Genomic DNA, 24258 nt, shown 5'->3' with positions numbered 1-24258 from the left:
GGGACAGTCAGGTCTTTTAGTGTTTGCGCGATGTCCGGCTCGTCAGCAGCGTGGGCGGGAGACGCTAACGTTGCGATGGAGACTGCCAGAGTGATTGCTGTGATAACTGTGCGAAATTTCATATTCGTGTTTCCCCAAATGAAAGTGATCTGCCACTGCAGAAAATATTTTGATTGCGCACGCCATATGGTCAAACTACGAACTTGGAGTGCTCCGAGCGGCGATGGTGTGTCTCGGCTAAATAACTCAACCCGCCAATTGGAAACTTCTCTGTAACCCTCTGCCAGGTGAGTGATCAATACTCTCGACCCGTAAACCTTCTTTTGTCAAATCGTCTTAGAACTTGGGGCTTAGTCGAAGGAGACCCGTTCGATCGGGCGGGATCGCCGGTTGGCGGAGAGGCGAGGGATGGGTCGATCAGATGTATGTTCGATATCCAACTCATTGACTAGAACATGTATCCACATAGGGAACTACACCCATGTAACTCACTCGCGGCTCTCCGTAGCGTGGAAGGTAATCCACCCACAGAACCGAGGGAGCATCCCACATGCGCCACCTGACCTCTGAACAACGCAGTCCCCTAGTCGAGCCCGGCGAGCACCTAATTTGGCCCAAATCACCACCTAGACACCCCCAAAACGGTCTGTGCAAGGCCGTTTTGCCACCTAGTCCCGTTTTCAAGATCTAGCCTGCGAAGTGAGCCGCATGTCGGGCATCCACAAAAACAGAAGGCTAGGTCGCGTGTTCGATTCAGAGGTTCAACGAATCCTGGACTTTGTCGCACGCGGAATCGGAGTGAGAGTTGTCGGCGCACCGGGTAGCGGTAAGACGTCAGTCCTGCGCAGTGTCATGAGCAACTTGGAGAAGACGGGCGTTTCCGTTCACTTCATCAGTGGTCTCCGCACGCATCGAACCATCCCGTACGCGGCCATCAAAGGACTCGGTTTGGAAATCAGGCCAGGCCGCAGCGGTGTTTTCGACATCGCGGATGTGTTCTCGAGCAAGTTGGCCACGGCCGGCAAACACCTGCTGGTGGTTGACGATCTTCACTTGGTTGACAGTGAATCGCTGGCGGTCCTCGAGGCCGTGAGGCAGCGGTCGGATTGCCCTATGGTGGCCACAGCACCCGAAACATGGGTTTTCTCCAGAGGGCAGTTGGCCGTCCTTAACAACGGTCGCGAGGCGCATCTTCAATTGGATCCGCTTCACTACGAGCAAGTCCACCTCCTCATTGCACAGGTTCTTGGTGCCCCTGCAGATGCAGACACAACTGCCCGCATCCTCACCAAGTCCGCCGGAAACCCCCGTCTCATCGTGCGGATCGCAGAAACCGCCTCGCTCAGCAACCTTTTGGTCATGAAAGACCAGCAATGGTGCATGGCCGGCGACACCCTCTGGAATGAGCACCTTCGCGGCACTCTCGAGGCCCTGTTGGCTGAGCTGCACGCTGACGAGTTCACAGCGCTGCACATCATGGCGATTCTCGGCACGGCAAGGGTGGACGTGCTCCATAAGGTGATTCACCCGGATGCCCTGGAAGGCTTGGAACGCAGAGGATTCCTGTCTGTTCTGGCGGACCACCACAATGGTTCGATCGCTGCTATCAGCCCGCCAGTCATCGCTGACTACTTCCGCGGGAGCAAGAAGCTCCGGGACCGGAAACTCCTCCGCAGCAAGATCGCTGGCGTTCTTGAAGCTGCTCCGCAAGCAGCTTCGGAGAAGCCGGTCACAACGGACAGCCTCACACGCGTACTTTCAACTCTCCGCCTTGAGAAGGGCGACGACGACGCCATCGCCTCCCGCCACTTCCACGAGCACAACGCGGACCGCGAACGTATCCGCGGTGAACGTTGGGAAGCAAACAAGTCAGCGGCGAATGCGGCGGCGCTGCTCCGGATCTATTGGGGTGCGCCAGTGGATGTTGAACGCGCGAGCCGGCTCTGTACCGAAACTACAGATGTCGACGCAGATCCCAAGGATGTTCTCTTTGTCACCATCACTGAGGCTATGCTTGCGATCCACACAGGCCAGGGCCACAGTGCCGCCGTCGACATCCTCCAAAAGTTCGCGGGAGACAATCCCCACCTGAAAGCTGAAGTTGAGAACGCCATTCTGTTCATCAGCGCGTCTCACGGCAGGGTGCCGCCGGACACCAGCAAGGTGCCAGAGGCCTCAGAAGGCCGGGGATCAGGAATGGGGAGCCTGGTCCATGGGTTGCTGGAGCTATATCGCTTCAAACCGACCGCAGCCTTGGAAGCCGTAGACGGCGCAGGCGACGATGATGCCTTTCCACATCTCCGCCTTTTCATACGCGGCTTCGCACTATTCGCTGCCGGCCGGGTAGAGGAGTCCTTGGTACTTGCCTTGGACTGGCGGTCCGAAGCACGCAAGAACCTGGACCAGTTCGGCGTGGTCACAAGTAGCTACGTGGCCGCACATGGCCTCCTCTACCGTGGACATTTCGAAGAGGCCGAGTACCTCATGAGCAGTGTCTTTGCGATGGGTCGCCCAGGTTTCGTCGTCGACTCCCTCTACGACGCCATGCTCAGGCTCGCTGGGCTCAGGCACGCAACATCTGCCATTTTGCCTGAGCTTTCCATCGCCGCGCAGGCGCGGACGGAAGTGCCCGACGTCGGGCCGCTTCCCGGCGTCGGCAAGGGGGCTTACGAGCTCATCGCCCACAACAATGCTCAGCCCTCAGCGTTCGATCGCAAGGCCACGAGGCTCATCAGGCGACAGTTGAAGAGCGGCTACATCCTCGAAGCCATGTTGACTGCACTGCTCTGCACTTGCCTATGCCCTGGCCGACCTGTTCTGGATCTATTGCAGAAGATCCTGCGCGATAGTGGGGTAGCGGTTCATGACCAGTTCATAGCCATTGCCACCGCGGTGGTTGAAGGTGACAATAAGTTGCTCGGGCTGCTTCTCAAGCACTATGAACCCGACATCGACACGTACCAAGTGGGAATGCTGCTTCGAGGAGCCCTCAAACGCCACGTGATCGACGGCGATGCCGCGGCAGCTGACGCCATGGCGCAGGCTTCGTCCATATTCGCAGTTCGGTTCCCGGCAACCAACGAACAGCTTTCCTTCAACTCCTTCAGGACCACACCGCTCACTGAACGGGAGATCGAGGTAGCCATCCTGGCCGGACACCACACCAACGTGGAGATCGGGGAACACTTGCGCATCAGTGCCAGGACAGTGGAGAACCACATCTCAAACGCCTTGCGGAAGACGGGCGCCACATCCCGCAACAGTCTTTTCATGCTGGTGGGGAATTCACTTCCGCCACGCTGACGCGGGATAGGCTGGGTTTTCGTGAGCAACTCTCCGGCTTTGGCCCGCCGACTGGGCACGTTCGACGCATCGCTGATCGGCTTAGGGTCCATGATCGGTGCCGGTGTTTTCGCAGCCTTCACCCCAGCCGCTGCAGCCGCGGGATCAGGACTGCTCATCGGTTTGGTAGTGGCCGCGTTCGTCGCGTTCTGCAATGCCACGTCCTCAGCCCAGCTCGCTGCGGCGTATCCGACCTCCGGCGGTACCTATATATACGGTCGTGAACGACTCGGCCCTTGGCCCGGGTTTCTGGCCGGGTGGGGATTCGTCATCGGAAAGACGGCGAGTGCCGCGGCCATGGCCATGACCTTCGCCGCCTATGCCGCACCACAAGGTTGGGAACGTGCGGTGGCGATTGCCGCCGTCGTGGTTTTGACCGCAGTGAACTATCACGGGGTGACGCGCACAGCCGGGTTGACCCGCGTGTTGGTGATAGCTGTGCTTGCTGCCCTGTCGATTGCCGTCGCAGCCGTTTGGGGTGGCTCAGGCCCTGACTTCGGCAGTTTCGTGGGGGAGGGGCTGTTGGCACACGGCTGGTACGGCATCCTGCAATCAGCGGGGCTGTTGTTCTTCGCGTTTGCGGGGTACGCAAGGATCGCGACGATGGGTGAGGAAGTCCGCGAGCCCAAGCGCACCATACCCCGGGCGATCGGCATTGCCTTGGGAATCACCATTGTCATCTACGCTGCCATAGCGGTTACTTTGCTGGCGGCTCTGGGCCCCGAAGGCGTGGCTGCTACACCGACGCCGTTGGCCGATGCCGTGAGTGCCGGCACCTGGGCGTGGGTTGCGCCCGTAGTCCGCGTTGGTGCTGCTGTAGCCTCTCTGGGTGCGCTGCTGGCACTCATCGCAGGACTTGGAAGGACGAGCCTGGCCATGGCCCGCGAACACGATCTGCCGCACTGGCTCTCCGCAGTACATCCCCGCTATAAAGTCCCGCATCGTGCCGAGGTCACGCTAGCCGTGGTGATCTGTGTAATTATTGCGGTGGCTGATCTCCGCGGCGCAATCGGCTTCTCATCATTCGGAGTGCTGCTCTACTACTTGGTGGCTAACATCGCCGCCTACACGCAGCCGTCCCAGGACCGCCGCTACCCGAAGTTCCTGCAAGTGGCGGGCGGTATTGCCTGCGTGGTCCTTGTTGTCACTTTGCCGCCTGTGTCTGCCGCTTTGGGTGTGCTGATGTTCGCGGTTGGCATTGCGTACAGGGTCATCCGGTTGAGGGTCAGCCGCTAGCTGATCACCTTGGCCTGGTTTGCAACCGGCAAGAATCGGCGAATCGCAACAGCCGAGACCACAGCGAGAACGCCGGTGAAAAGCCATGGCGAGCCTGCCGCCGTCGACGACTGGTCAGCAAACTCGTAAAGAGGAGCCATGGCCGTGTTTCCGATAAGGACCATGGCGCCGCCGCAACTGGCGAGCAGTCCGTAGTAGGCGCCGGTCGGCCGGCCACCGGCGAAGTCCATGACGAGCCTCATCGCAGTAGGAGTCGCGCACATGTTGCCGAGGCAGAGCCCGGTGACCAGAGCCAGCGCGGGTAGTACCGGCACGGTTGCGATCGGTGGCTGAGTAGCCAGCACAGCGACCGCTGCGAATCCGGTGGCCTTCAGGCTCAGGCCCAAGGTGAGTGCATTGCGCTCACCGAACCGGCGCATAAGCTTGGCGATCGGCCACTGCAAGGTGACCGTCAAGAGCGAAGCGTAAGCGAACACGAAGCCGAGAGCACCGGCGTCGAGTCCGCTGCGTCGAAGCTCCACCGGTAAGCCGAAGTACAACTGGTTGTGGGCCAAAAGGCTGACACCGAAAAAGCACGCGAACGCCACAAAGCGCTTATCCCGCAAGCAGGCCAAAAGCTGGTGTTTCGGTACCGACTTGAGGTGGTCGTGTCCGCGCTTCCCGTCACGTGGCAGGAAGCGCCAAAAGATCAACGCCATGATCGCGAAGATCCCAGAGGCAACGTAAAGGGACACTTCGAAGCCGAAACCCAAGAGGAGGCTTCCGAGTAACGGCCCTGCCACTGCACCGAACTCACCGACGATCACCAGCGAAGCGAAGAGGGTGGGGCGGTGCTTCCCGGAAGGCGCTCGCCGTTCCTCAGCGGCTGCCACCAAGCTCTCGAGCGCCGGCGAAAATAATGCTCCACCGATCCCTGTGACGATTGCGCCCACCAGAAAGAGGCTGAAATTGTCGGCCGCGGCCAAGAGCAAGTAGCCGCACACCCGGACGATGCACCCCGCCACCATCGTGTACCGGGCGCCCCACCGGTCCGAGATGGCGCCACCCGCCAGGAACATTCCTTGCTGAGCGAAGGTCCGGGCTCCCAGGACGACGCCAATGGCAACTGCGCTCATGGCGAAGTCATTGGCCATAGTGAGTGCGATGAACGGCACCACGGAATAGAACCCGATGTTGAAGATGAGCTGGCTGGACAGCAGAAGTTTCGGATTGGGTCTGGCCGGTGGTGAGCCCAGTTCCTCGGTAAGGAGCGGTGTTTCTGCGGAACTGGTGGCGGGTTTCATGAACGGCTTTCCTTGGCGGCGACTCGTTCGAGATTATCAATAATCGTTCTCGTTAACCCCTGTGACGACTTACAGCGTTCCGGCTGGGCACGGCCCCACCCGGGGGTTGTCAGGTGGGACCGTGCCTTTGTGCCTCATACGCCAGGAACGGGTGGGGCTCCCGCCGGACACCGGGACTCCCGCTCCAGAGGCACATGAAGAGACTATGGGCGGTTTCCGGCACTAGGTGTCAAAAACCGGCTACTAGGTGGCAGATACGACGCAATTAGGGGTTGCCCGAGGAAAATTAGGTGCTCTTCGGGACCGGCTAGGTGTTTGAGTCAAAGACGTGCGGTGCGGGAGGGGCGGCGCCGGCTGACCCAGTGCGCTAACCCTGCACAGAGAGACCTGCCGCAAACGCCGTCAGCAGATTGCGTCCTTCCTGCCAGTCCGCTAGTCCGCTCGCCGAATTGATGTGACCGCGGGGACCGATATGAATCTGGGCAGCCCCCCACGTGTCTGCGAACTCCCGTGAACGCTCGGGGGTGCAATAGGGGTCGTTGCTGCTGGTGACCAAGACTGTTGGCATGGGAATGCGGCCGTACAAGTCGTCACCGAAACGAGGGCCATTCTCAGGGTAATTGGGGCCACATGGATCCGGGACTGCTACAAGAAACAGCCCTGCCACGCGGCCTGCGTTCGCGAAACTCCACTGCGCAGCGACAAGGCAGCCCAGGCTGTGCGTGACCAAGACAGGTTTGGTATCCCCCACGGCCGCGTCCAAAGCTGCCATCCAGTCGTCGACTTCTGGCTGATCCCAAGAAGCTGGAGCAATCCGTTTCCAATCGGTGCTGGACCGTTCCCAGTGCGACTGCCAGTGGTCAGCATCCGAGCCGTTGATACCTGGAACTACCACCACGTGCATTGGAGCCTCCGAACTAGCCGTCGGCATTATCGTCCTCCGGAAGGGACGGAGACGCTAGATCTGGCGGCAGTCATTTGGGCCGATCGATGTGAATGCGTTCTCGACATCCAGCTAAAGCTGCGGCCGCTCCCGGCGAGGACTACTTCTCGCAGCCGATGCCATCCTTGTCGTTGTCCAGTCCGTAAATGTCGGATCCTGTGACCGTTACCGGCCCTCTCACGTAGGCCGGACCGTTGCCGCTGCCACCCGCGCAGTCAACGTCTGATGCAACCGGTACGCAACCGGAGTAGTTGGGGTCGCAACCGCCTTGGGCAGGAGGAGCGGCCGGAACTACTTTCGGCTGGATTTGGGCTGCAGCGGCGTCCGCAGCGGCTTTATCCGCGGCTGCCTTATCAGCTGCGGCCTGAATGGCGGCGGCTTGATCCGCTGCCGCTTTGTCCGCCGCTGCCTTGTCGGCGGCCGCTATGTCGGCAGCAGCCTTGTCCGCCGCAGCTTTATCAGCCGCCGCCTTGTCCGCCGCGGCCTTTTCAGCGGCTGCTTCCGCTGCCGCTTCCGCGGTTCGCTGATCCGACAGTTTCTTGGCGGTCGCAGAATCCAACCACGTCAACTTGCCAGCCTGGTCGACCGTGCAAACGAACGTTTCACCGGATGAAGTCTGGGTCGCCTTCTCACTTGAACAGGCCGTCCCAGCTACCTTGCTGGGTGTCGGAGAAGGTGTTGCGGACGGAGAAGCCTTCGCGCTGTTTACAGAGCTGGCGTTTGTCGGCGTGCCCTGAGCGCACGCTGTTGCTGTGACAAGCAGCGACGTGACGGCCATTAGCCCCAGCGCCGTTCGGCCCTGCGACCGCGCAGTCTTGCTTAGAAAATGCCACTTTTTGGGCGTGGTAATAGAACCCTTTTTCAATGTATTGCCCCCTTGTAGATGCGCCGATGCGGTGGCGCGTGCAGTGACCATAACACTGCGCGGAACTTCAAAGGGAGGAGAAGTGTTCTATGACTTAGCGTGCCGCGTGCTTCTTCCTATCCGCACGCTTCGCCTCGCCGTTCTCCGCAGCAACAACCGACGCTCCCGTCCCCAGCCCGCGGACCGTCCAGCCCGCACTCCGCCAGGCCTCAGCGTCCAGTACGTTGCGAGCGTCCAGCACCATCCGGCGTCGTACTAACGCACCGACTTCAGAAGGCGAAAGCGACACGTATTCGTCCCATTCGGTGAGCAGCAGGACCAGTTCGGCGCCTTCGAGGGCGCGTTTGGTGGAGGCTTCGAAGCGGATCTGCGGGTAGCGGATCCAGGCGTTGTTGATGGCTTTGGGATCGGTGACGGTCACGTGTGCGCCGGCTGCGGCGAGTTGCTGGGCGACGTCCAGGGCGGGGGAATCGCGGATGTCGTCGGTGTCGGGCTTGAAAGCGGCGCCGAGGATGGTCACCGTGCGGCCGGACAGGAAACCACGGCACATTTCGCGGGCCACCTCCACGGTGCGGGAACGCTGGTCCAGGTTCACCGAATCAACCAAGCCCATCCACTCATCCACGGACGGCACAGAGAGTTCGCGCGCCTGGGCACGGAAAGAGCGGATGTCCTTGGGCAGGCAGCCGCCGCCGAAGCCGAGCCCGGCATGCAGGTACCGGTTGCCGATGCGCGGATCCAGGCCCATCGCCTCGCTCAGCTCGCTCACGTCAGCGCCGGACGCGTCGCACAGCTCAGCCATCGCATTGATGAAGCTGACCTTTGTGGCCAGGAAGGCGTTCGACGCCGACTTGATCAGCTCCGCCGTCGCAAAATTGCAGACCAGACGCGGGATGCCGGCGCAGATCAGCGGCTCGTACACGGAGTCCAACACAGCGGTAACAGGCGCACCGGCGGCAGCACCCTTGCCGCCGGGAACGCCGTAAACCAGGCGATCGGGAACCAGGGAATCCTTGACGGCCGTGCCCTGGCGCAGGAACTCAGGGTTCCAGCCGAGCAGCACGTCCGAGCGTCGGGCCAGAACCGCGCGGAGCGTTTCCACCGTGCCAACCGGCACCGTTGATTTACCGACGACGGCGGCACCCTTGGCCAGGTGCGGCAGGAGGCTCTTCGTAGCGCCCATGAGGTAGGAGAGGTCGGCTGTATCGGATGTCTTGGACTGCGGGGTACCGACGCAAAGGAAGTGCACCTGGGCATCGGAAGCAGCGGCGAAGTCCGTGGTGAAAACGAGGCGGCCGGTGGTGCGACCGTCCTTGAGCAGCTCGTCCAGGCCGGGTTCATGGAACGGTGCCAGCGCCTTGTTGAGCTGCTCGACTTTGGAGGAATCGACGTCGATACCCACCACGGTGTGGCCCATCGAAGCGAGCGTCGCGGCATGGACAGCGCCGAGGTAGCCGCAACCGATCACGGAGATCTTCATGAGGAGGGTCCTTTGCTTGAGGTGAACTCGCTGGGCCCGGATGTTCCGATGGGCACGCCAGCGATGACTTCGTTGTAATGGCGCACCAAGTCTGCGCTGAGCACTGGCCACGTCCGGCCCTGTACCGACGCTGTTGCTGCCGAGGCGAACGCGCGGCGCTTGGCGTCGTCGCCAATCAGGTCCTGCACATAACCGCGCAGCTGGGCAAGGTTTCCGGGTTCATACAGCCAGCCCGTGCGTGAGTTCTCCACGAGATCCAAGGGGCCGCCACGGCCGGTCGCCACCACGGGAACGCCCGATGCCATGGCTTCCTGGATGGTCTGGCAGAAGGTTTCGAACTCGCCTGGATGGACAAAGAGGTCAAAGCTCGCGACGGCCTGCGCCAGTGCCTCTCCGCCAAGGAAACCGGCGAAATGTGCGTTCGGCAGAGCTGCTTGAAGAGCTTCCCTTTGCGGGCCATCGCCAACGATGACCAGCTTCGTGTTCGGCAAATCTGCCAGCACAGCGAGATCCTCAACCTGCTTCTCAACAGCGAGACGGCCGACGTAGCCGATGATGCGGTGACCGTCGGGCGCTACCGAGCTGCGCCACGCCGTCGAGCGTTTTGCGGGGTTGAAGCGCGCCGTATCCACACCGCGACGCCACATATCCACGCGCAGGATGCCGCGCCCGCGCAACTGGTTCAGCGCGAAGGTAGACGGCACAAGGGTTCGGGTGGCCAGAAGGTGGATGTTGTCCACACGGTTCCAGGCCCAGTTCTCCAGGAACGGCACGCCATAGCGGGCTGCGTAGCTGGGGACCTCTGTTTGGTAGATCGCGACGGTGGGGATGCCCAGCTGATGGGCGGCCTGCACGGCGCGCCAGCCGAGGACGAACGGGGAAGCGAGGTGAACAACGTCGGGGGAGAAATCGGCAAGGATTCGCTTGACCCGATTCACACCACCCAACGCAACCCGCACATTCGTGTAACCGGCCAGCGGCACCGAAGGAAGCCGGTGCACATACGCACCCTTCTCGACGCTCGAAACATCAGTGTCCGACGTCGACGGCGCGATCACCATCACCTCATCTCCGCGCTCCTGCAGATGCTCCAGCACCCGCAGTATCGAATGGGTTACCCCATTCATCAGTGGCAGGAATGATTCGGCGACGATTGCGATCCTCACGCCTACAACGGTGGTCGCGGTGGTTGGCTTTGCGGGTTCGAACGGGTGGCTTGTGGGGGAAGAGTTGGTTAACAGGTGGGTTGGGTGGCTCAGAGGTGGCTAATGTTGTTTCCTTTGGAGAGCGGCCTAGGAATGTAGTCATGAGTCCGGTGACTAACATGGTGCATGTCACCGTTCTACTGCGTTTAGTCCACAGCCTCGAATGCCGCCGGAATCCACGTACGTTACGACGCGGGCGTTTTGACAGTACGCACCCCGGCCGCCGAGACAGCAAGTTGATCAAGGATTGGTTGCATTCTTGTCAACTGAAGGCTGTGGGTCGGGCCCCACAGCATGTCACATGCTCTGAATCAAATCGGTATTCTCTATGCTGAGTTTGCTCCTTTTCGCTAGGAGTGCCATCACTCAAAAAGGGATCCGTTGAAAAGAAAAGTTATGTTCCTGGCGCTTGGTGCGCTGGTTGTGCTCACAGGGTGCGCCACTCCGGCGATTGCCCCAGTTTCCGCAGAGTCGTCATCAGGCGTAGCCTCTGCAGCTGCTCCTGAGAATAAGACGCCGACGACTCCGGCGCAAAAGACGCCGACGTCGACGCCAACTCCTACGCAAAAGACGGCTCAGATCGGGGATGTCGCTGTTCACGGTGGCATTCAAATTACCGTGACTTCAGCTGTTTCGTCTCCGACGGTCACTATGAACACTTCCACTTACAGGTCCGGAAGCGGATATGAAACTTATGAAGATGTTCCGGCTCAAAGCGGCGGCCGCTACATTGTCGTGAACGCTGTCGTTGCTAACAACGCCAAGGCCCCAATCGACTTGACGTGTGGTTACCCGATCGACATCAAGGTTTTCAACGGTTCGGCGCAGGTGTACAGCCCAATCCAAGACGCCTACAAGATTAAGGGAAACCCTGAGTGCAACGCTCAACTGCAGCCAGGCTTTGAATCGACCATGACGTGGGCTTATCTCGTCCCCGCGAAGTCGTCGATAATCGGATTGGCCTTTTCGGAAGTCGATTTTTCATCGCCATCCAGGAACGACCCAACTATAGTCGGGTTCGGGTCCGGTCTGTAGAGCGGCAGTACCAATTTTAGAGTCTGGGGGCCGGTACGTGTGCGGCGCCGGCCCCCTTGTTATTTGTTTGCAGTGGACTTATTTGCAGTGGACTTATATGTATGCTCTCGGGTCTGGACAGCTCTTCACAGATGTCACCACGTCGAGGGCAAATCGTTTCGGATCGGATGCTCAGAGGCGGCATTGCGACTGAGATTGGTCGCAACCTTGGTCAAAGACCATGGGCCCCGTCAGTCCCCCCCACCCCGCGCCCGCTTCAAATCCTTCCGCAGCTCCCGGTTGTCGTCGGCGAGCCCGCGGTTGTCTTCCGTCAGCCCCCGGTTCTCCGCCTCGAGCTCCAGCACCAGCTTCACGCCGGCCAGGTTCAGCCCCTCATCCAACAACACGCCAATCCTGCGCAGGGTTGCAAGGTCGCTTTCGCTGTAGCGGCGGGTGCCGCCGTCGGTCCTGTCCGGAGTGAGCAGGCCTTTGCGCTCGTATTGCCGGATGTTCTGCTGCCCTGTGCCTACGAGCTCCGCAGCTACCGAGATCGCGTAGACGCCGCGCGCACCCAGGCCCGCGCCAGAGGTGCCGTCCGCACCAGAAGCCGCCAGTCCGCCGTCGTACTCTTCAGCGGCAGTCTGACCATCCGAAGCTGCCATCAAGAACCTCCAAAAATCTTCCAGAAAACTACTTGCATCCACTCTCTCACCGGTGCTATAAAAAATCTATACCAGCCATCACAGATCGAGCAGGATCGAGCAGGCTGGTACGAACAACAGAATCAGCATCAAGACCAAAGGAGTGAGAACCAAATGCTGATGCGCACTGACCCGTTCCGCGAATTCGACAGGCTCGCCCAACAGGTTTTTGGCACAACAGCACGCCCGGCCGGAATGCCGATGGATGCATGGCAGGAGGACGGACAATTCGTTGTTGCCTTCGATCTGCCAGGGGTGGATCCCCAGACCGTTGACCTGGACGTCGAACGCAACGTCCTCACGGTCAAGGCCGAGCGCAAGTCGCCCGCGGGAGAGAACACCGAAATGATCGCCGCCGAGCGCCCCCAAGGCGTCTTCAGCCGCCAACTCATCCTTGGTGACACCTTGGATACCGACGGCGTCCAGGCCAGCTACGACGCCGGGGTACTCACACTCCGCATCCCCGTCGCCGAGAAGGCCAAGCCGCGGCGCATCGAGATCCAATCCAACGGGCAGAGGCAGGAAATCAACGCCTAATCCCGTCCGCCCTGCCGGAAGACTCACCCGGGGGTAGCCGACCGGCAGGACGCCAGCCGGGAACAACGGAGGCGGCCGCATCGGAATAGTTGGGCGCAGGCCTCGCGCCACGTCACAGCGTTTTTTAGCGCACATGAAAGCGACCCCCGCCCGTCGTCTCCCGATTGATGGCCCCCGGTCCAGGCCGGGGGCCATCGCCAACCCGCAGCAGGAAACCGGAACAGCATTGAGCACCCAACCTGACCACTACGCCACTCTCCACGTGTCGCCGGACGCGACGGCCCGGGAGATCACCCGCGCCTACCGCACGCTGCTACGGACCCACCACCCGGACACACGCCAAAAGGTCGACGACGGCGACACCACCTCCGCGGCCGACCTCCAGGAACTGCACGCCATCATGCAGGCGTACGTCGTTTTGTCGGACCCAGGGAAGCGGGCGGCATACGACAGTGCGCGGCGGACGCCCGGCGGCACGGGCGGAACGCCGGTGAAAGTCCGCTTCCACCGGTCCGATCCGACGCCCCCGCCGCCCGAACAGTCCCCGCTTTCGTTTGGACCAGCCCGCTGGGAACCATCGCCCTTAAGAACCCGAAGGAGAAATTCATGAGCGCTTGGCGTCCGTACGACGGCCACATCATCCCCGCGTTCTACGAACGGTTCGAGAAACGCTGGGGGAGAGGGACGGCCCCGTTCCTGGATCCCGAAGTCCACGAACAGCCCATGCCCCGCGCCCAGTGGATCAACCCGGACACCGGGGCTGCGGTGGCTGTCGTGCCGATTTGGACCGATGACCCCGAGCACCGCTCCTTCGGCGTGTTCTACCTGCCGCCCGCCGGCGATATCTGGATGCTCCGCCCCGGCCCCACAACGTTTATGGAACCCAGCAGCGGAGCCAGCCGCGAGCAAGTGACGCTCCGCAACGACGCCTTCAAGAAGGCCGTCAACCATGCCAAGGAGTTCATTTACGGGCCCCAGCTATAGCAGGGTAGGCGCGAGGGGTTGGATCTCGACCGAAAGCGAGCTCCAAAGTCCCGAGATCCCGCCCCTCGACGGGAGTAAAGCGGACGCATCCTGACCTCAACCAGTCGTAGCCTGAAACCACGGAATCCGAACCAAGAGGACACGGACATGACCGCGGCAAACCCGAGCATCAGTACAGTTCCCACCGGCTACTCCAGCATCAGCCCCTGGCTTATCACCCGGGACACCAACGCCCTCTTCGAGTTCATCACGGCAGCGTTCGGAGCGGAGGAGATCGACCGCGTCGTCGGTGAGGACGGCAGCATTGGGCACGCGGAGGCGCGGATTGGCGACTCAGTCGTCCTCGCTTTCGACAGCCGACCGCACTGGCCCGCAACGCCGTCGTACCTCCGCCTCTACACGCACGACGCCGATGCCGCCTTCCACGCCGCCCTCGCGGCGGGCGCAACCATCGTTTCGGTCCTCGACAACAGCGCTTGGGGTGACCGAGGCGCCCGCATCCAGGACCCGCTGGGGAACGTCTGGTGGATCATGTCGCACATGGAGGACGTGTCGGACGACGAAGCCGCCAGCCGTTGGGAGGCTCCCGAGTACACGGCGGGCATGGAGTACGCAGTGGAGTCCCTCCGCCGGCACATGACGGGCCAACCCGATGCGCCGGTCCCGGACGCGGTCAAGGCAATGGCCCCGCTGGTCCGGGCCGACGGAATCCGTGCCGTTCCGGCAGGGTACCGATCAGTGGAACCGTGGATCATTACGCGCAGCACTCCCGAGCTCCTCGACTTCATCACTGCTGCTTTCGGCGCCCAGGAAGCGTTTCGCGTGCCCATGGAGGACGGCTCTATTGGGCACGCTGAGGCGAAAATCGGTGACTCGAACGTCCTGGCCTTCGACTCGCGCCCTGACTGGCCTCCGACTCCGGCTTTCCTCCGCGTTTACGTCGACGACGGCGATGCCACCTTCGCTGCCGCACTCGCCGCCGGTGCCACGGCGGTTACGAACATGACCGAGATGTTCTGGGGCGAAGAAGTGGGCCGGGTTCGCGATCCGTTGGGGAATCTCTGGTGGATCCACAGCCGCGTTGCTGAGCTCACTGGGGAAGAGGCCTATGCCCGCGCTGCGGATCCGAAGTTCGTGAAAGCCATGGAGTACGTGTCGGGCGTGGACTTCTTCGCGAGGGGTTAGCTCTCGGCACTAAGGCGACCACCCGCCGTCGAGCATTAAGTTCTTCTATCGCCGAGGGGCGAGCTCTCGGCAGTAAGTTGGCCTCAAAGTGCTGAGAGCTAACCCCTCGGCGGGGGATCTAAGGGCGAGCACACAAAAGAAGGCTGGTGCAGCCTATGGAGAGAATCCAAGGCGGCTGCACCAGCTGCTAGTACGACTTTCTGTTGTTAGTTGTGACACCTATCCATTGGCCGCTCCTAGTTCCCGGCTTCGATTGTTTCCGGGCCTTTCAAAGTCTGCGCAGGGCTGGGCGGAGCTGAGGAGGTCATTGAGGGCTCCGTCCCGGGAGAACACCTCCAATTTTACGGCGGCCCATGGCAAAAAGCGCTGGAATTCGCGGTATTTCAGGGGCGCCTGCCGGGGGAGTGCTGCGCACCGTGGCACGATAGATCACGATGAAACTGCGCGCTGATCAGACCGGAAACCGTGGCATCCCGATGCCCCTTTGGCTGCAGGGTGGTTTGGAAGCGGCTCAGGCAGCGTTCATTTCAGCCATTGTTGTGGTCCTGCCCCTGGTGGGGGTGTGGGCCACCGACGGGTTCCAGAACCGGAACGTAGACGCCTTGGCGCGCTTGGCCGGCCAGGCCTGGCTGTTGATCCACGGTGTTCCGTTGGAACTGGCGCACGTCAACCTCGGCACTGCGGCCCAACCCGGTTCGGGTTTGCTGTCGCTCATTCCGCTCGGCCTGACGCTTATACCGTTCCTGCTCGCATGGCGGGCGGGCCGCCGACTTGCCCGCGCCTCGTACACGGACCAGCTGTGGCAGGCGTTCCTTGGCGCGTTCGTGGTCTATGCAGCATTCGGCTCGGCGACCGGCTTCGTTTGCCGAAACCCGGAGGTTGTCATCAACCTTTGGTTCGCTATGACCATCCCGCTGATCTCGTTCGGCCTCGGCATGATCGTGGGCGCCCGACGTGAGGCGGGTTCGTGGAGCCGCCTGATAGGTGTCGACGCCGTCGCCTGGCTCGCGAAGACCAGCCAGCATTCCCGGTGGGCGGGCTCATATGTGGGCTCGGCGTTGAAGGCTGGCTTCGTAGCGACGATGGCTGCCGTCTGCTTGGCCGCACTGCTCCTGGCCGTGACCATTGTGTGGCATTGGACGGACATTATCGCCGTCTACGAAGGTATCCAAGCCGGTGCCCTGGGCGGAGCCGTACTCACCATCGCGCAGCTCGGCTTCCTGCCCAACCTGGTCATTTTTGCCCTGTCCTGGTCCACCGGCGCCGGATTCTCGCTCGGTATCGGTTCCACCGCGGGTCCGCTGGGCACCGCGGTGGGACCGCTTCCGGCCGTGCCGGTCCTTGGCGCACTTCCTGCAGGACAGCTCGAGTTCGGTGCCATGGCCCTCGCGCTGCCCGTCGTCGCCGGGATCCTGGCGGGCTGGTGGTTCCTGCGCGAAGGCGAGAACCACTTTGACGAGTGGCTTTCCATCAAGATCAAAGCCCGCTGGTTCACAGCCACCGTTTCCACACTGTTCCTGGGCGCGTTCATTGGCGCCGTTGCCGGGCTTCTTGCCGGGGCCTTGGCATGGATCGCGCGCGGTTCCGCCGGCATTGGACGGCTCACGGAAATCGGACCCCACCCGCTGTGGACGGCGGTCTGGCTGGCCGCCGAAGTGGGCATCGGCGTCGTGATTGGTTACGCAGTGGGGCCGTGGCTGGAACGCCGCCAGAAGCTCCGCGAAGCGAATCTCGACGAAGCAGCGTACGACGACGAACACGCCTGAGCGGGTTCGTTCAGTCAGCGCTGAGGTACCGCAGCGGGTGTTACCGCAGCGGTGTTATCGCAACGGTCCCGGCATCGAGTTCTCGAGCTGCGTGAGGCACTGTGTCTTGGCGGACTCCGTGAGCGCCGAGCGTGAGCAGTCCTGGTAGGTGCTGACTTGGTTGAAGAAGAGCGCGGACGTCAGGATCAGGAGGCACATGACGGCCGTGACAACCAGGCCTGAGATGGTGCCGAACAGCATCAGCTTCGGGTGCTTGTGCTTGAGCGTCCGTACTAAAACGACGATGCCCAACACCAAGCCTGCAAGTGTCAGGATGGCGCTCAACCACACGTAATTCACGTTCAGGGAGAACACGAAGAACGCGCCCAAAGCCGTCAAAAGGAAAGCGCGGAAAAGGTTCTGGGTCACGCCGAAGGCGGACTTTTCGGCCTCGGAGCGGGGTTGCTGGCTCGGCTTGGGACCGACGTCGGGATTCATGTTTTCCAGCCTACGCGAGCCGCCCATAAGCTAGTGCAATGCGCATTGTTGTCCTCGTCTCCGGTACCGGTTCAAATCTTCAGGCAGTCATCGACGCCGTGAAGTCGGGTGAACTGGATGTCGAGATCGCTGCTGTGGGCGCCGATCGGCCCGATACGTACGGTGTGGAGCGCTCCGACGAGGCCGGCATTGAGACCTTCGTGGTCAACTTCAACTCTTTCGAAACCCGCGCCGAGTGGGATTCCGCCTTGCGCGACAAGGTCCTGTCCTACAAGCCGGACGTGGTGGTGTCATCCGGTTTCATGAGGATCGTCAGCGAGGACTTCATCAACGCTTTCGGTGGCAAGTACGTCAACACCCACCCCGCGCTGCTGCCGTCGTTCCCGGGCGCCCACGGAGTGCGCGACGCTATCGCGTACGGCGTGAAGGTCACCGGGTGCACCGTCCACTGGGCCGACGCCGGCGTGGACACAGGCCCCATCATTGCCCAGGAAGCCGTGACCGTTCTTCCCGAGGACTCAGAAGAAACCCTCCACGAGCGCATCAAGGTAGTGGAGCGCCGCCTCCTGGTCCAGACCCTGGCGGACCTCGCCGCTGCACCTAACTAGCTGGCATTAGTGGGTGTTCCCAGGGCTGGGAACAACCACTAATGCGGCTCAGTTGGGTTAGGAGAGTTCGCGCTGCTTCGTTTCCGGCGCGAAGAACGCCATCCACAGCACGGACAGCAGCACCAGACCACCGGCCATAGCGAACGACTGCGCCAACCCGAACTCCGGCCAGAAGAACGAGGCAAACACCAGCGGACCGAAGCCTGCCCCGATGCGTGAGAACGTCGAAGCCCAGCCGAAGCCGGAACCGCGAAGTTCGGTGGGGTACAGCTCGGACACGTACGCATAAAGCACCGGGATGGCCACCTGGACCACGAAGCCGAACACCAGCAGCCAGAACACAGCAGCCGACGGCACATCCACCACAAAGGCCACGATCACAAGAGTCAAGGCGGACAGTGGACCGGTGATGGCCAGGATCCACTTGCGGCCCACACGCTCCACCAGCAGCGCTGCCACTACCACGCCTAAAAGTCCGACGGCGGCCATGCTCGCCGTCGTGACGAACGCCTTGTACTCCTCGAATCCGGCACCGATGAGGATCCGGGGCATCCATGTCAGGGACAAGTAATAGACCAACAGGATGCTGAAGAACAGGGCCCAGGCCGCCGTGGTGATCTTCCAGTTGAACTGCCAAATCCGGCGCAACTGGGCCCACGCGCTGCCGGGGGAGAGGCACGGCGCGGCCTGCGGTTCGGGCAGGCTGTACGCGCGGGGCTCGGCGCCGGTGGCCTCGACCAAACCGTCGATCACCGCCGCAGCTTCAGCACGGCGGCCCGCACGGATCAGGAACAGCGGCGACTCCGGAACCGAACGTCGAACCCAGAAGACCAACAACGCAGGCAGCACCATGATCAGCATGGTGAGCCGCCAGTCGCCAAAAACGGCAACCAGTCCGGCGGAGATGAATCCACAGAGCGCGGCGCCGATCGGCCACCACCCATCCATGGCCGTGAGCACCTTGCCCCTTTGCTTGCGGGGCGTGAACTCACCCACCAGCGCATAATCCACGGGAATGCAGCCCCCCAGGCCGAAGCCGGCCATGAAGCGGAAGAGGCAGAACCACACGATGTCCGGGGCGAATGCACCCAGAACCGTGAAGATGCTGAAAATCAGGAGGGTGGCAGTGAACGCCTTCTTGCGCCCGATGGTGTCCGCGATGGTTCCCCATGCGAATGCACCCACCGCCATGCCGATCAGGTTGGCCGTGCCGATCCACGCGGCATCAGCCGGTTGCAGCGACCAGTGCTTGGACAGCAGCGGAATCAGGATGCCGTTGAGCGTCACATCCCAGGCGTCGAACATGAAGCCGAGCCCGCCGATCAGGAAAATCCTGCCTTGGACTTTCCACCGCCATGGCAATTCCTGCACAACTTGTTCGCCGCTGGGCACGGCTGTGTATGTATTCATTTGCCCTCCTGCAAGCAACTTTATGCGCTGGGGCGAGCACCGCCGTCCGCGTTACTTCTGGTTCTCGATGGCCCTCCGCAGGAAACCGCCGGCTTCTTCCAAAGCGCCCTTGGCCTGACCAGCCTCGATGCCTGTCAGGAGCACCAAAATGGCCGCCTTGACCGAACCACCCACAGAGTCCAAAGCCGTGGCAGCTTCCTGGGCGGACACGCCGGTGGCGTGCTGAACCGTCCGTTGTGAGCGCGCCAGCAGCTTCTCGTTTGTGGCACGCAGATCCACCATGAGGTTCCCGTACGTCTTGCCGAGCTTGACCATCACCAACGTGCTGATCATGTTGAGGACTAGTTTCTGGGCCGTGCCGGAGTTCAGCCTGGTGGAACCTGCGATGAACTCCGGACCCACAACCACCTCAATCGCGGCATCCGCCAGATGACTCACCGCCGAGCCCTTGTTGCACGCCAGTGACGCCGTAAACGCGCCCCGCTTCCGTGCTTCTTCCAGCGCGCCGATCACGTAAGGCGTCCGGCCCGAGGCTGTAATACCCACGACGGCGTCGGCTTCGGTCACGTTGATATCGTGCAGGTCGCGTGCGCCCGCCGTAGCGTTGTCTTCCGCGTACTCCACCGGCTTCTGGATGGCCTGTACACCACCGGCAATAAGTCCGACGACGAGTCCCGGCGGGGTGCCGAACGTCGGCGGGCACTCGCTCGCGTCGAGCACACCCAGACGTCCGGCCGTTCCGGCTCCCACATACAAAAGGCGGCCCCCGCGCTGGAGTCGCTCCGCAACGGCGTCGACCGTTTGAACAATGGCGGGACTCGCGGCCTCAACGGCAGCGTGTACTCCTGCACTGTGGGCAAGCATGGCGGCAACGAGTTCTTCGGTGCCCAGGATGTCCAGATTGTCCAACCCCTCGGCTGTGGCCTCGGTCTGCAATCCGGCGAGTTCCGTGCGCAGGCCCGCGAGTTTGTCCGCGTCAATGGGGCTAGTCGGGCCAGTTTGTTCCGTCACGGTGGATGTACCTTTCCTGGATGAGCCCGCGGCGCGTCGCAGCGAGGGCAGCACCGTCCAAGCCATCGCCGAGCGGTGCCACCACCTCAATCCCAGCCGAAGCGAGGGACTTCCGCAAGAGTGCCGCGAAGAAGTCCGATCCCACCACACCACCCAGCATCGCCACGCGGGGTCTGCCGCCCTCGTCGCCGGATGCAAGCTTCACCGTGTGGGTCAGGATGCGGCAAGCCTCGCCGATGATGTCATGTGCGACGGCGTCACCCGCCTCCGCTGCGTGCAGAACCAGCGGCGCGAAGCGGGCCATTGCCCGGTAGGGGTTCTCGTTCGCGGCGAGCCACCCCGGAAGCATTTCCGCCGAGTCCACCAGAGCGCCAGCCGCGGCTGACAACGACGTAGCAGGGCCGCCGTCGTGCGCTTCAAGAACTGCCTGGAGTCCCTGCTGACCGATCCATCGACCGCTGCCGCGATCACCAAGGTAGGGTCCCCAGCCGTCAGCCCGGTGCAGCACACCGGCCTCATCGAAGCGGAAAGCCACGGCACCTGTGCCCACGATCAGCGTGGTGCCGGGGGCGCCTTGGAGCGCGCCGAGTTGGGCGGCCGTGGCATCGGAGAGGACCGCCGCAGGCACGCTGAACCTTTGAGCCAACATGGTGGCGAGTTCCTGCGACTTCTCCGCGGATGCTTCGACGCCTGCCACGGCCGCACCAACGCTGGTGATCGCACCGACGGGAAGCCCTGGCGGCAACAAGCTGACCGTCTCGAGGAGGAGTTCGAACGCGAGGGTAGGCCCGTTATCCACGTGCACCCCGGGGAAACCATGCTGGTCGGCGGCACCCAGCAACTCCGTACCGCTGCGCAACTCTACGCGGCAACGGCTCTTCCCTACATCGGCAGCAAGAACAACCTCGGTGGCTTCCATGGATCAACCCTATGTTGCGAGGCCTGATCTGCAGGGTATGGCTTGCGCTTAGCGTGCGGAGCGGGCCTCTCAGTGGGTGGGCTCTCTGTTGCGAGGCCTGATCCGCAGGGTATGGCTTGCGCTAAGCGTGCGGAGCGGGCCTCTCAGTGGGTGGGCTCTCTGTTGCGAGGCCTGATCTGCAGGGTATGGCTTGCGCTTAGCGTGCGGAGCGGGCCTCGCAACGCGGGCGTAACTTCTGTGGAGGAATAGTCGCAGCGCCTCTCAGGGGCCAAATCTGTGGATAACGCAACGCCGCTGACCGTTTCCGGCAAGCATGGTCCCATGCGGAAACCCATGCCACTGCCGTCGGAGATCGACCCGGAAGGCTTCCTTGTCAGCGATGCGTACGCGGCTGGCGTGCCACGCGGGAGGCTGCAATCGGCAAGTCTCGTCACACCCAGCCGCGGAATCCGGGTGAGCCGGAGCGATAGCCCCAACGTGGCGCTACTTGCACGGCTGCACACGGCCGTCACTCCCAGATGCGCGGCCAGCCACGTGACCTCTGCGCTCCTCTGGTCGATCCCGCTTCCGATATATCTGGAGGAGGAGGCCAAGAACGGCGTTATTCATGTGACGCGACGACACGAAATTGGGCGGGTCAAGCGTCGCGGTGTGGTCGGGCATCGGGCTCCGCTCTTGGCCAGGGATGTTCACGTGGTCAACGGGATCCAACTGACTTCGCCGGAGTGGACCTGGATGGATCTGGCGCGGCACATGGGGCGGTCTTCGCTTGTGGCCGCCGGAGACTTTCTGTTGGCCCGGGAGAATCCGTTGTCCTCGATCGAGGCGATCCAGGAAGTCATTGACCGACGACCCAAGGTCAAGGGAATCAGGATGGCCCGGGAGATTCTGCCGTTGCTGCGCGTTGGCGTCGACTCTCCGCAGGAATCCCGGCTGCGGTTGAAAATCGTCGACGCCGGACTGCCGGAGCCAGCGGTCACACAGCCCGTCTTCGATGAACACGGTAGGTACATATCCACGCCGGACCTCCAGTACAAGGAGTACAAAATTGCCATGGAGTATGAGGGTGACCATCATCGCTCCGACCCCGTGCAGTGGGGTAAGGACATCGAACGTGACGACCGGCTTCGAGCTATGGGCTGGATCGTGCTCAGATTCTCCGATGTCCAGATGAAAGGTGGATGGGCTAACGCCGAACGTAAGGTTCGCGACGCGTTGGTGTCGCGCGGGTGGCGAGGCCCGGCGTCGTAATTCGCGCACGGCTGTGGGTGCAGAGCGGGCCTCGCAACGCAGGGGCGCAATTTGTGGGGCCTGGTGTGCAGGGAATGGGGTGGGTTGTGGGTGCAGAGCGGGCCTCGCAACGCAGGGGCGCAATTTGTGGGGCCTGGTGTGCAGGGAATGCGGCGGGTTGAGGGTGCAGAGCGGGCCTCGCAACGCTGGGGCGCAATTTGTGGGGCCTGGTGTGCAGGGAATGGGGTGGGTTGAGGGTGCAGAGCGGGCCTCGCAACGCAGGGCCCACGAGGACGTAAAACCGGGGCGGCAACGAAACACGATAAACTCTCCGTATCCCCACCACCCGCGATATCTACGCGAACTAAGACGGAGACTTTTGTGAGCTTGACGCAGCTTGACCGTGTTCCCATCCGCCGTGCACTGATCTCGGTTTACGACAAGACGGGACTGGAGGAGCTCGCGAAGGGCCTGCATGCAGCAGGCGTCGCCATTGTTTCCACCGGCTCCACCGCCAAGAAGATCGCCGCCGCAGGCATCCCGGTGAAGGAAGTCGAAGAAGTCACCGGCTCCCCGGAAATGCTGGACGGCCGCGTCAAGACCCTGCACCCGCGCGTGCACGGCGGCATCCTGGCCGACCGCCGCGTCCCGGCCCACATGGACACCCTGGCCGGTATGGAGATCGAAACGTTCGACCTCGTGGTGGTGAACCTGTACCCGTTCGTCGAGACCGTGAAGTCCGGCGCAGCACAGGATGACGTCGTTGAGCAGATCGACATCGGAGGCCCCGCCATGGTGCGTTCGGCTGCGAAGAACCACGCCGCCGTCGCCATCGTCACGGACCCCAACTTCTACGGCGCAGTAGTCGACGCCGCCGCTCACGGCGGTTTCGACCTGAACACCCGCCGCCGCCTTGCCGCCAAGGCCTTCGCGCACACCGCGAGCTACGACAACGCTGTTGCTTCATGGACGGCCAGCCAGTTCCTGGACGAAGACGGCGACGGCATCATCGACTGGCCCGCCTACGCCGGCCTGTCCCTGGAACGCTCAGAGGTCCTCCGTTACGGCGAAAACCCGCACCAGCAGGCCGCACTGTACGTGGACAAGGCTGCCCCCGCCGGTATCGCCCAGGCCGACCAGTTGCACGGCAAGGCCATGAGCTACAACAACTTCGTCGACGCCGATGCCGCCCTCCGCGCTGCCTTCGACTTCGCGGAGCCCGCGGTCGCGATCATCAAGCACGCCAACCCGTGCGGCGTAGCTGTTGGTTCCGCCGACGCTGCAGACCCGATCGCCGACGCCCACGCCAAGGCCCACGCCTGCGACCCCGTCTCCGCTTTCGGTGGCGTGATCGCCGCGAACCGCACCGTCACCGCAGGCATGGCCCGCACGGTCGCCGACATCTTCACCGAGGTTGTCATCGCCCCGGACTTCGAGCCCGAAGCCGTGGAGATCCTCTCCAAGAAGAAGAACATCCGCCTCCTCGCCCTGCCCGAGGGCTACGGCCGCTACCCTTCCGAGATGCGCCAGGTCTCCGGTGGCGTCCTTGTCCAGATGAGCGACAAGGTGGACGCCGACGGCGACAACCCCGCCAACTGGACCCTTGCAGCCGGCGAAGCCGCCGACGACGCAACCCTCGCCGACCTCGCTTTCGCCTGGACTGCCTGCCGCGCTGCCAAGTCCAACGCCATCCTGATCGCCAACCACGGTGCAGCCGTGGGCATCGGCATGGGCCAGGTCAACCGCCTGGACTCCTGCCGCCTTGCCGTGGAGCGCGCCAACACGCTGGGCGTGAAGGTGGAGTCCGACGTCGAAGGTGCCGGCGGCGCGTCAAACGCCAGCGGCGGGGACGCACCTGAGCGTGCACGCGGTGCCGTTGCTTCCTCGGACGCGTTCTTCCCGTTCGCTGATGGCCTGCAGATCCTGATCGACGCAGGCGTCCGCGCCGTCGTCCAGCCGGGCGGTTCCGTCCGTGACGAGGAAGTCATCGCCGCAGCCAACGCTGCCGGCATCACGATGTACTTCACGGGCGCACGCCACTTCTTCCACTAGAAGAGGTAGC

Annotated in this window: 21 protein-coding genes; 11 read left to right on the top strand and 10 right to left on the bottom strand. The window is 62.5% G+C overall.

Annotated features, from left to right (window positions below; translation table 11 throughout):
• The first annotated feature begins 744 nt into the window (after positions 1-744).
• Both AC1RJY_RS01615 and AC1RJY_RS01610 read left to right on the top strand, forming a co-directional pair.
• Complete coding sequence (locus AC1RJY_RS01615) at positions 745-3303, top strand: helix-turn-helix transcriptional regulator (protein WP_043469876.1); 2559 nt, start codon at positions 745-747, stop codon at positions 3301-3303.
• Between the two features lie 21 nt (positions 3304-3324).
• Positions 3325-4578, top strand: a complete 1254-nt coding sequence (locus AC1RJY_RS01610) for an APC family permease (RefSeq protein WP_011773912.1) — start codon at positions 3325-3327, stop codon at positions 4576-4578.
• Here the strand turns inward: AC1RJY_RS01610 and AC1RJY_RS01605 are convergent.
• From AC1RJY_RS01605 to AC1RJY_RS01585, 5 genes are all read right to left on the bottom strand, one after another.
• Complete coding sequence (locus tag AC1RJY_RS01605) at positions 4575-5861, bottom strand: MFS transporter (RefSeq protein WP_498601055.1); 1287 nt, start codon at positions 5859-5861, stop codon at positions 4575-4577. The two genes, AC1RJY_RS01610 and AC1RJY_RS01605, sit on opposite strands and share 4 nt — an antisense overlap.
• A gap of 367 nt (positions 5862-6228) precedes the next feature.
• Positions 6229-6765, bottom strand: coding sequence for an RBBP9/YdeN family alpha/beta hydrolase (locus AC1RJY_RS01600; RefSeq protein ID WP_498601054.1), 537 nt, complete (start codon positions 6763-6765; stop codon positions 6229-6231).
• A gap of 139 nt (positions 6766-6904) precedes the next feature.
• Complete coding sequence (locus AC1RJY_RS01595) at positions 6905-7372, bottom strand: hypothetical protein (protein ID WP_498601052.1); 468 nt, start codon at positions 7370-7372, stop codon at positions 6905-6907.
• A 391-nt stretch (positions 7373-7763) separates the two neighbouring features.
• The gene (locus AC1RJY_RS01590; RefSeq protein ID WP_498601050.1) at positions 7764-9149 is read right to left on the bottom strand and encodes a UDP-glucose dehydrogenase family protein; all 1386 of its coding nucleotides are present in this window, start codon (positions 9147-9149) and stop codon (positions 7764-7766) included.
• Positions 9146-10315: a glycosyltransferase family 4 protein gene (locus AC1RJY_RS01585; RefSeq protein WP_498601048.1), complete on the bottom strand. Its 1170-nt coding sequence runs from the start codon at positions 10313-10315 to the stop codon at positions 9146-9148. Before AC1RJY_RS01585 ends, AC1RJY_RS01590 begins: the two co-directional genes overlap by 4 nt.
• Positions 10316-10750: 435 nt before the next feature.
• Between AC1RJY_RS01585 and AC1RJY_RS01580 the strand changes: the two genes are divergently transcribed.
• Positions 10751-11389, top strand: a complete 639-nt coding sequence (locus tag AC1RJY_RS01580) for a hypothetical protein (protein ID WP_498601047.1) — start codon at positions 10751-10753, stop codon at positions 11387-11389.
• A gap of 230 nt (positions 11390-11619) precedes the next feature.
• Here AC1RJY_RS01580 and AC1RJY_RS01575 read toward each other — a convergent pair whose 3' ends face one another.
• On the bottom strand, positions 11620-12030 hold the full coding sequence (locus AC1RJY_RS01575; RefSeq protein WP_498601045.1) for a MerR family transcriptional regulator: 411 nt from the start codon (positions 12028-12030) through the stop codon (positions 11620-11622).
• Positions 12031-12183: 153 nt separating this feature from the next.
• Here AC1RJY_RS01575 and AC1RJY_RS01570 point away from each other — a divergent pair, with 153 nt between their 5' ends.
• From AC1RJY_RS01570 to AC1RJY_RS01550, 5 genes are all read left to right on the top strand, one after another.
• A complete protein-coding gene (locus AC1RJY_RS01570) occupies positions 12184-12606 on the top strand; it encodes an Hsp20/alpha crystallin family protein (protein ID WP_011773920.1) in 423 nt (140 codons plus the stop codon).
• 133 nt (positions 12607-12739) lie between these two features.
• A complete protein-coding gene (locus tag AC1RJY_RS01565) occupies positions 12740-13216 on the top strand; it encodes a J domain-containing protein (protein WP_498601043.1) in 477 nt (158 codons plus the stop codon).
• Positions 13213-13590, top strand: a complete 378-nt coding sequence (locus AC1RJY_RS01560) for a hypothetical protein (protein WP_011773922.1) — start codon at positions 13213-13215, stop codon at positions 13588-13590. Before AC1RJY_RS01565 ends, AC1RJY_RS01560 begins: the two co-directional genes overlap by 4 nt.
• A gap of 147 nt (positions 13591-13737) precedes the next feature.
• The gene (locus AC1RJY_RS01555; protein ID WP_498601041.1) at positions 13738-14775 is read left to right on the top strand and encodes a VOC family protein; all 1038 of its coding nucleotides are present in this window, start codon (positions 13738-13740) and stop codon (positions 14773-14775) included.
• A gap of 434 nt (positions 14776-15209) precedes the next feature.
• On the top strand, positions 15210-16541 hold the full coding sequence (locus AC1RJY_RS01550) for a cell division protein PerM (RefSeq protein ID WP_498601039.1): 1332 nt from the start codon (positions 15210-15212) through the stop codon (positions 16539-16541).
• 54 nt (positions 16542-16595) lie between these two features.
• On the opposite strand, the gene AC1RJY_RS01545 is transcribed toward AC1RJY_RS01550, so the two are convergent.
• Positions 16596-17045, bottom strand: coding sequence for a hypothetical protein (locus AC1RJY_RS01545; RefSeq protein WP_498601038.1), 450 nt, complete (start codon positions 17043-17045; stop codon positions 16596-16598).
• Positions 17046-17056: 11 nt separating this feature from the next.
• On the opposite strand from AC1RJY_RS01545, the gene purN reads away from it, so the two are divergent.
• Positions 17057-17626: a phosphoribosylglycinamide formyltransferase gene (gene purN, locus AC1RJY_RS01540; RefSeq protein ID WP_014921038.1), complete on the top strand. Its 570-nt coding sequence runs from the start codon at positions 17057-17059 to the stop codon at positions 17624-17626.
• A gap of 57 nt (positions 17627-17683) precedes the next feature.
• Here purN and AC1RJY_RS01535 read toward each other — a convergent pair whose 3' ends face one another.
• Genes AC1RJY_RS01535 through AC1RJY_RS01525 form a run of 3 tightly spaced genes read right to left on the bottom strand, consistent with a single transcriptional unit; the run spans position 17684 to position 20966 of the window.
• The gene (locus AC1RJY_RS01535) at positions 17684-19036 is read right to left on the bottom strand and encodes an MFS transporter (RefSeq protein WP_498601037.1); all 1353 of its coding nucleotides are present in this window, start codon (positions 19034-19036) and stop codon (positions 17684-17686) included.
• A 51-nt stretch (positions 19037-19087) separates the two neighbouring features.
• Positions 19088-20047 carry an N-acetylmuramic acid 6-phosphate etherase gene (gene murQ / locus AC1RJY_RS01530; protein WP_498601035.1) on the bottom strand — a complete coding sequence of 320 codons (960 nt, stop codon included), beginning with the start codon at positions 20045-20047 and terminating at the stop codon, positions 19088-19090.
• Positions 20022-20966 (bottom strand): N-acetylglucosamine kinase, encoded by a 945-nt coding sequence (locus AC1RJY_RS01525; RefSeq protein WP_498601033.1) that lies wholly within the window; start codon positions 20964-20966, stop codon positions 20022-20024. The genes murQ and AC1RJY_RS01525 overlap by 26 nt, the downstream gene beginning before the upstream one ends.
• Before the next feature lie 276 nt (positions 20967-21242).
• On the opposite strand from AC1RJY_RS01525, the gene AC1RJY_RS01520 reads away from it, so the two are divergent.
• The gene (locus AC1RJY_RS01520; RefSeq protein ID WP_498601031.1) at positions 21243-22217 is read left to right on the top strand and encodes an endonuclease domain-containing protein; all 975 of its coding nucleotides are present in this window, start codon (positions 21243-21245) and stop codon (positions 22215-22217) included.
• Between the two features lie 360 nt (positions 22218-22577).
• The gene (purH, locus tag AC1RJY_RS01515; RefSeq protein WP_011773931.1) at positions 22578-24248 is read left to right on the top strand and encodes a bifunctional phosphoribosylaminoimidazolecarboxamide formyltransferase/IMP cyclohydrolase; all 1671 of its coding nucleotides are present in this window, start codon (positions 22578-22580) and stop codon (positions 24246-24248) included.
• Positions 24249-24258 lie beyond the last annotated feature (10 nt).

This window comes from Arthrobacter sp. GW822-FHT05G07 (assembly GCF_058799755.1).
The sequence above is the reverse complement of the archived record's forward strand: the minus strand, read 5'-3'. Positions and strand labels throughout refer to the sequence as shown.

Coding starts and splice junctions, on each gene's coding strand:
- AC1RJY_RS01605 (WP_498601055.1), bottom strand. CDS start 5,861: ATGAAACCCGCCACCAGTTCCGCAGAAACACCGCTCCTTACCGAGGAA.
- AC1RJY_RS01600 (WP_498601054.1), bottom strand. CDS start 6,765: ATGCACGTGGTGGTAGTTCCAGGTATCAACGGCTCGGATGCTGACCAC.
- AC1RJY_RS01590 (WP_498601050.1), bottom strand. CDS start 9,149: ATGAAGATCTCCGTGATCGGTTGCGGCTACCTCGGCGCTGTCCATGCC.
- AC1RJY_RS01580 (WP_498601047.1), top strand. CDS start 10,751: ATGTTCCTGGCGCTTGGTGCGCTGGTTGTGCTCACAGGGTGCGCCACT.
- AC1RJY_RS01575 (WP_498601045.1), bottom strand. CDS start 12,030: ATGGCAGCTTCGGATGGTCAGACTGCCGCTGAAGAGTACGACGGCGGA.
- AC1RJY_RS01570 (WP_011773920.1), top strand. CDS start 12,184: ATGCTGATGCGCACTGACCCGTTCCGCGAATTCGACAGGCTCGCCCAA.
- AC1RJY_RS01565 (WP_498601043.1), top strand. CDS start 12,740: ATGAAAGCGACCCCCGCCCGTCGTCTCCCGATTGATGGCCCCCGGTCC.
- AC1RJY_RS01560 (WP_011773922.1), top strand. CDS start 13,213: ATGAGCGCTTGGCGTCCGTACGACGGCCACATCATCCCCGCGTTCTAC.
- AC1RJY_RS01555 (WP_498601041.1), top strand. CDS start 13,738: ATGACCGCGGCAAACCCGAGCATCAGTACAGTTCCCACCGGCTACTCC.
- AC1RJY_RS01550 (WP_498601039.1), top strand. CDS start 15,210: ATGAAACTGCGCGCTGATCAGACCGGAAACCGTGGCATCCCGATGCCC.
- AC1RJY_RS01545 (WP_498601038.1), bottom strand. CDS start 17,045: ATGGGCGGCTCGCGTAGGCTGGAAAACATGAATCCCGACGTCGGTCCC.
- purN (WP_014921038.1), top strand. CDS start 17,057: ATGCGCATTGTTGTCCTCGTCTCCGGTACCGGTTCAAATCTTCAGGCA.
- AC1RJY_RS01535 (WP_498601037.1), bottom strand. CDS start 19,036: ATGAATACATACACAGCCGTGCCCAGCGGCGAACAAGTTGTGCAGGAA.
- AC1RJY_RS01525 (WP_498601033.1), bottom strand. CDS start 20,966: ATGGAAGCCACCGAGGTTGTTCTTGCTGCCGATGTAGGGAAGAGCCGT.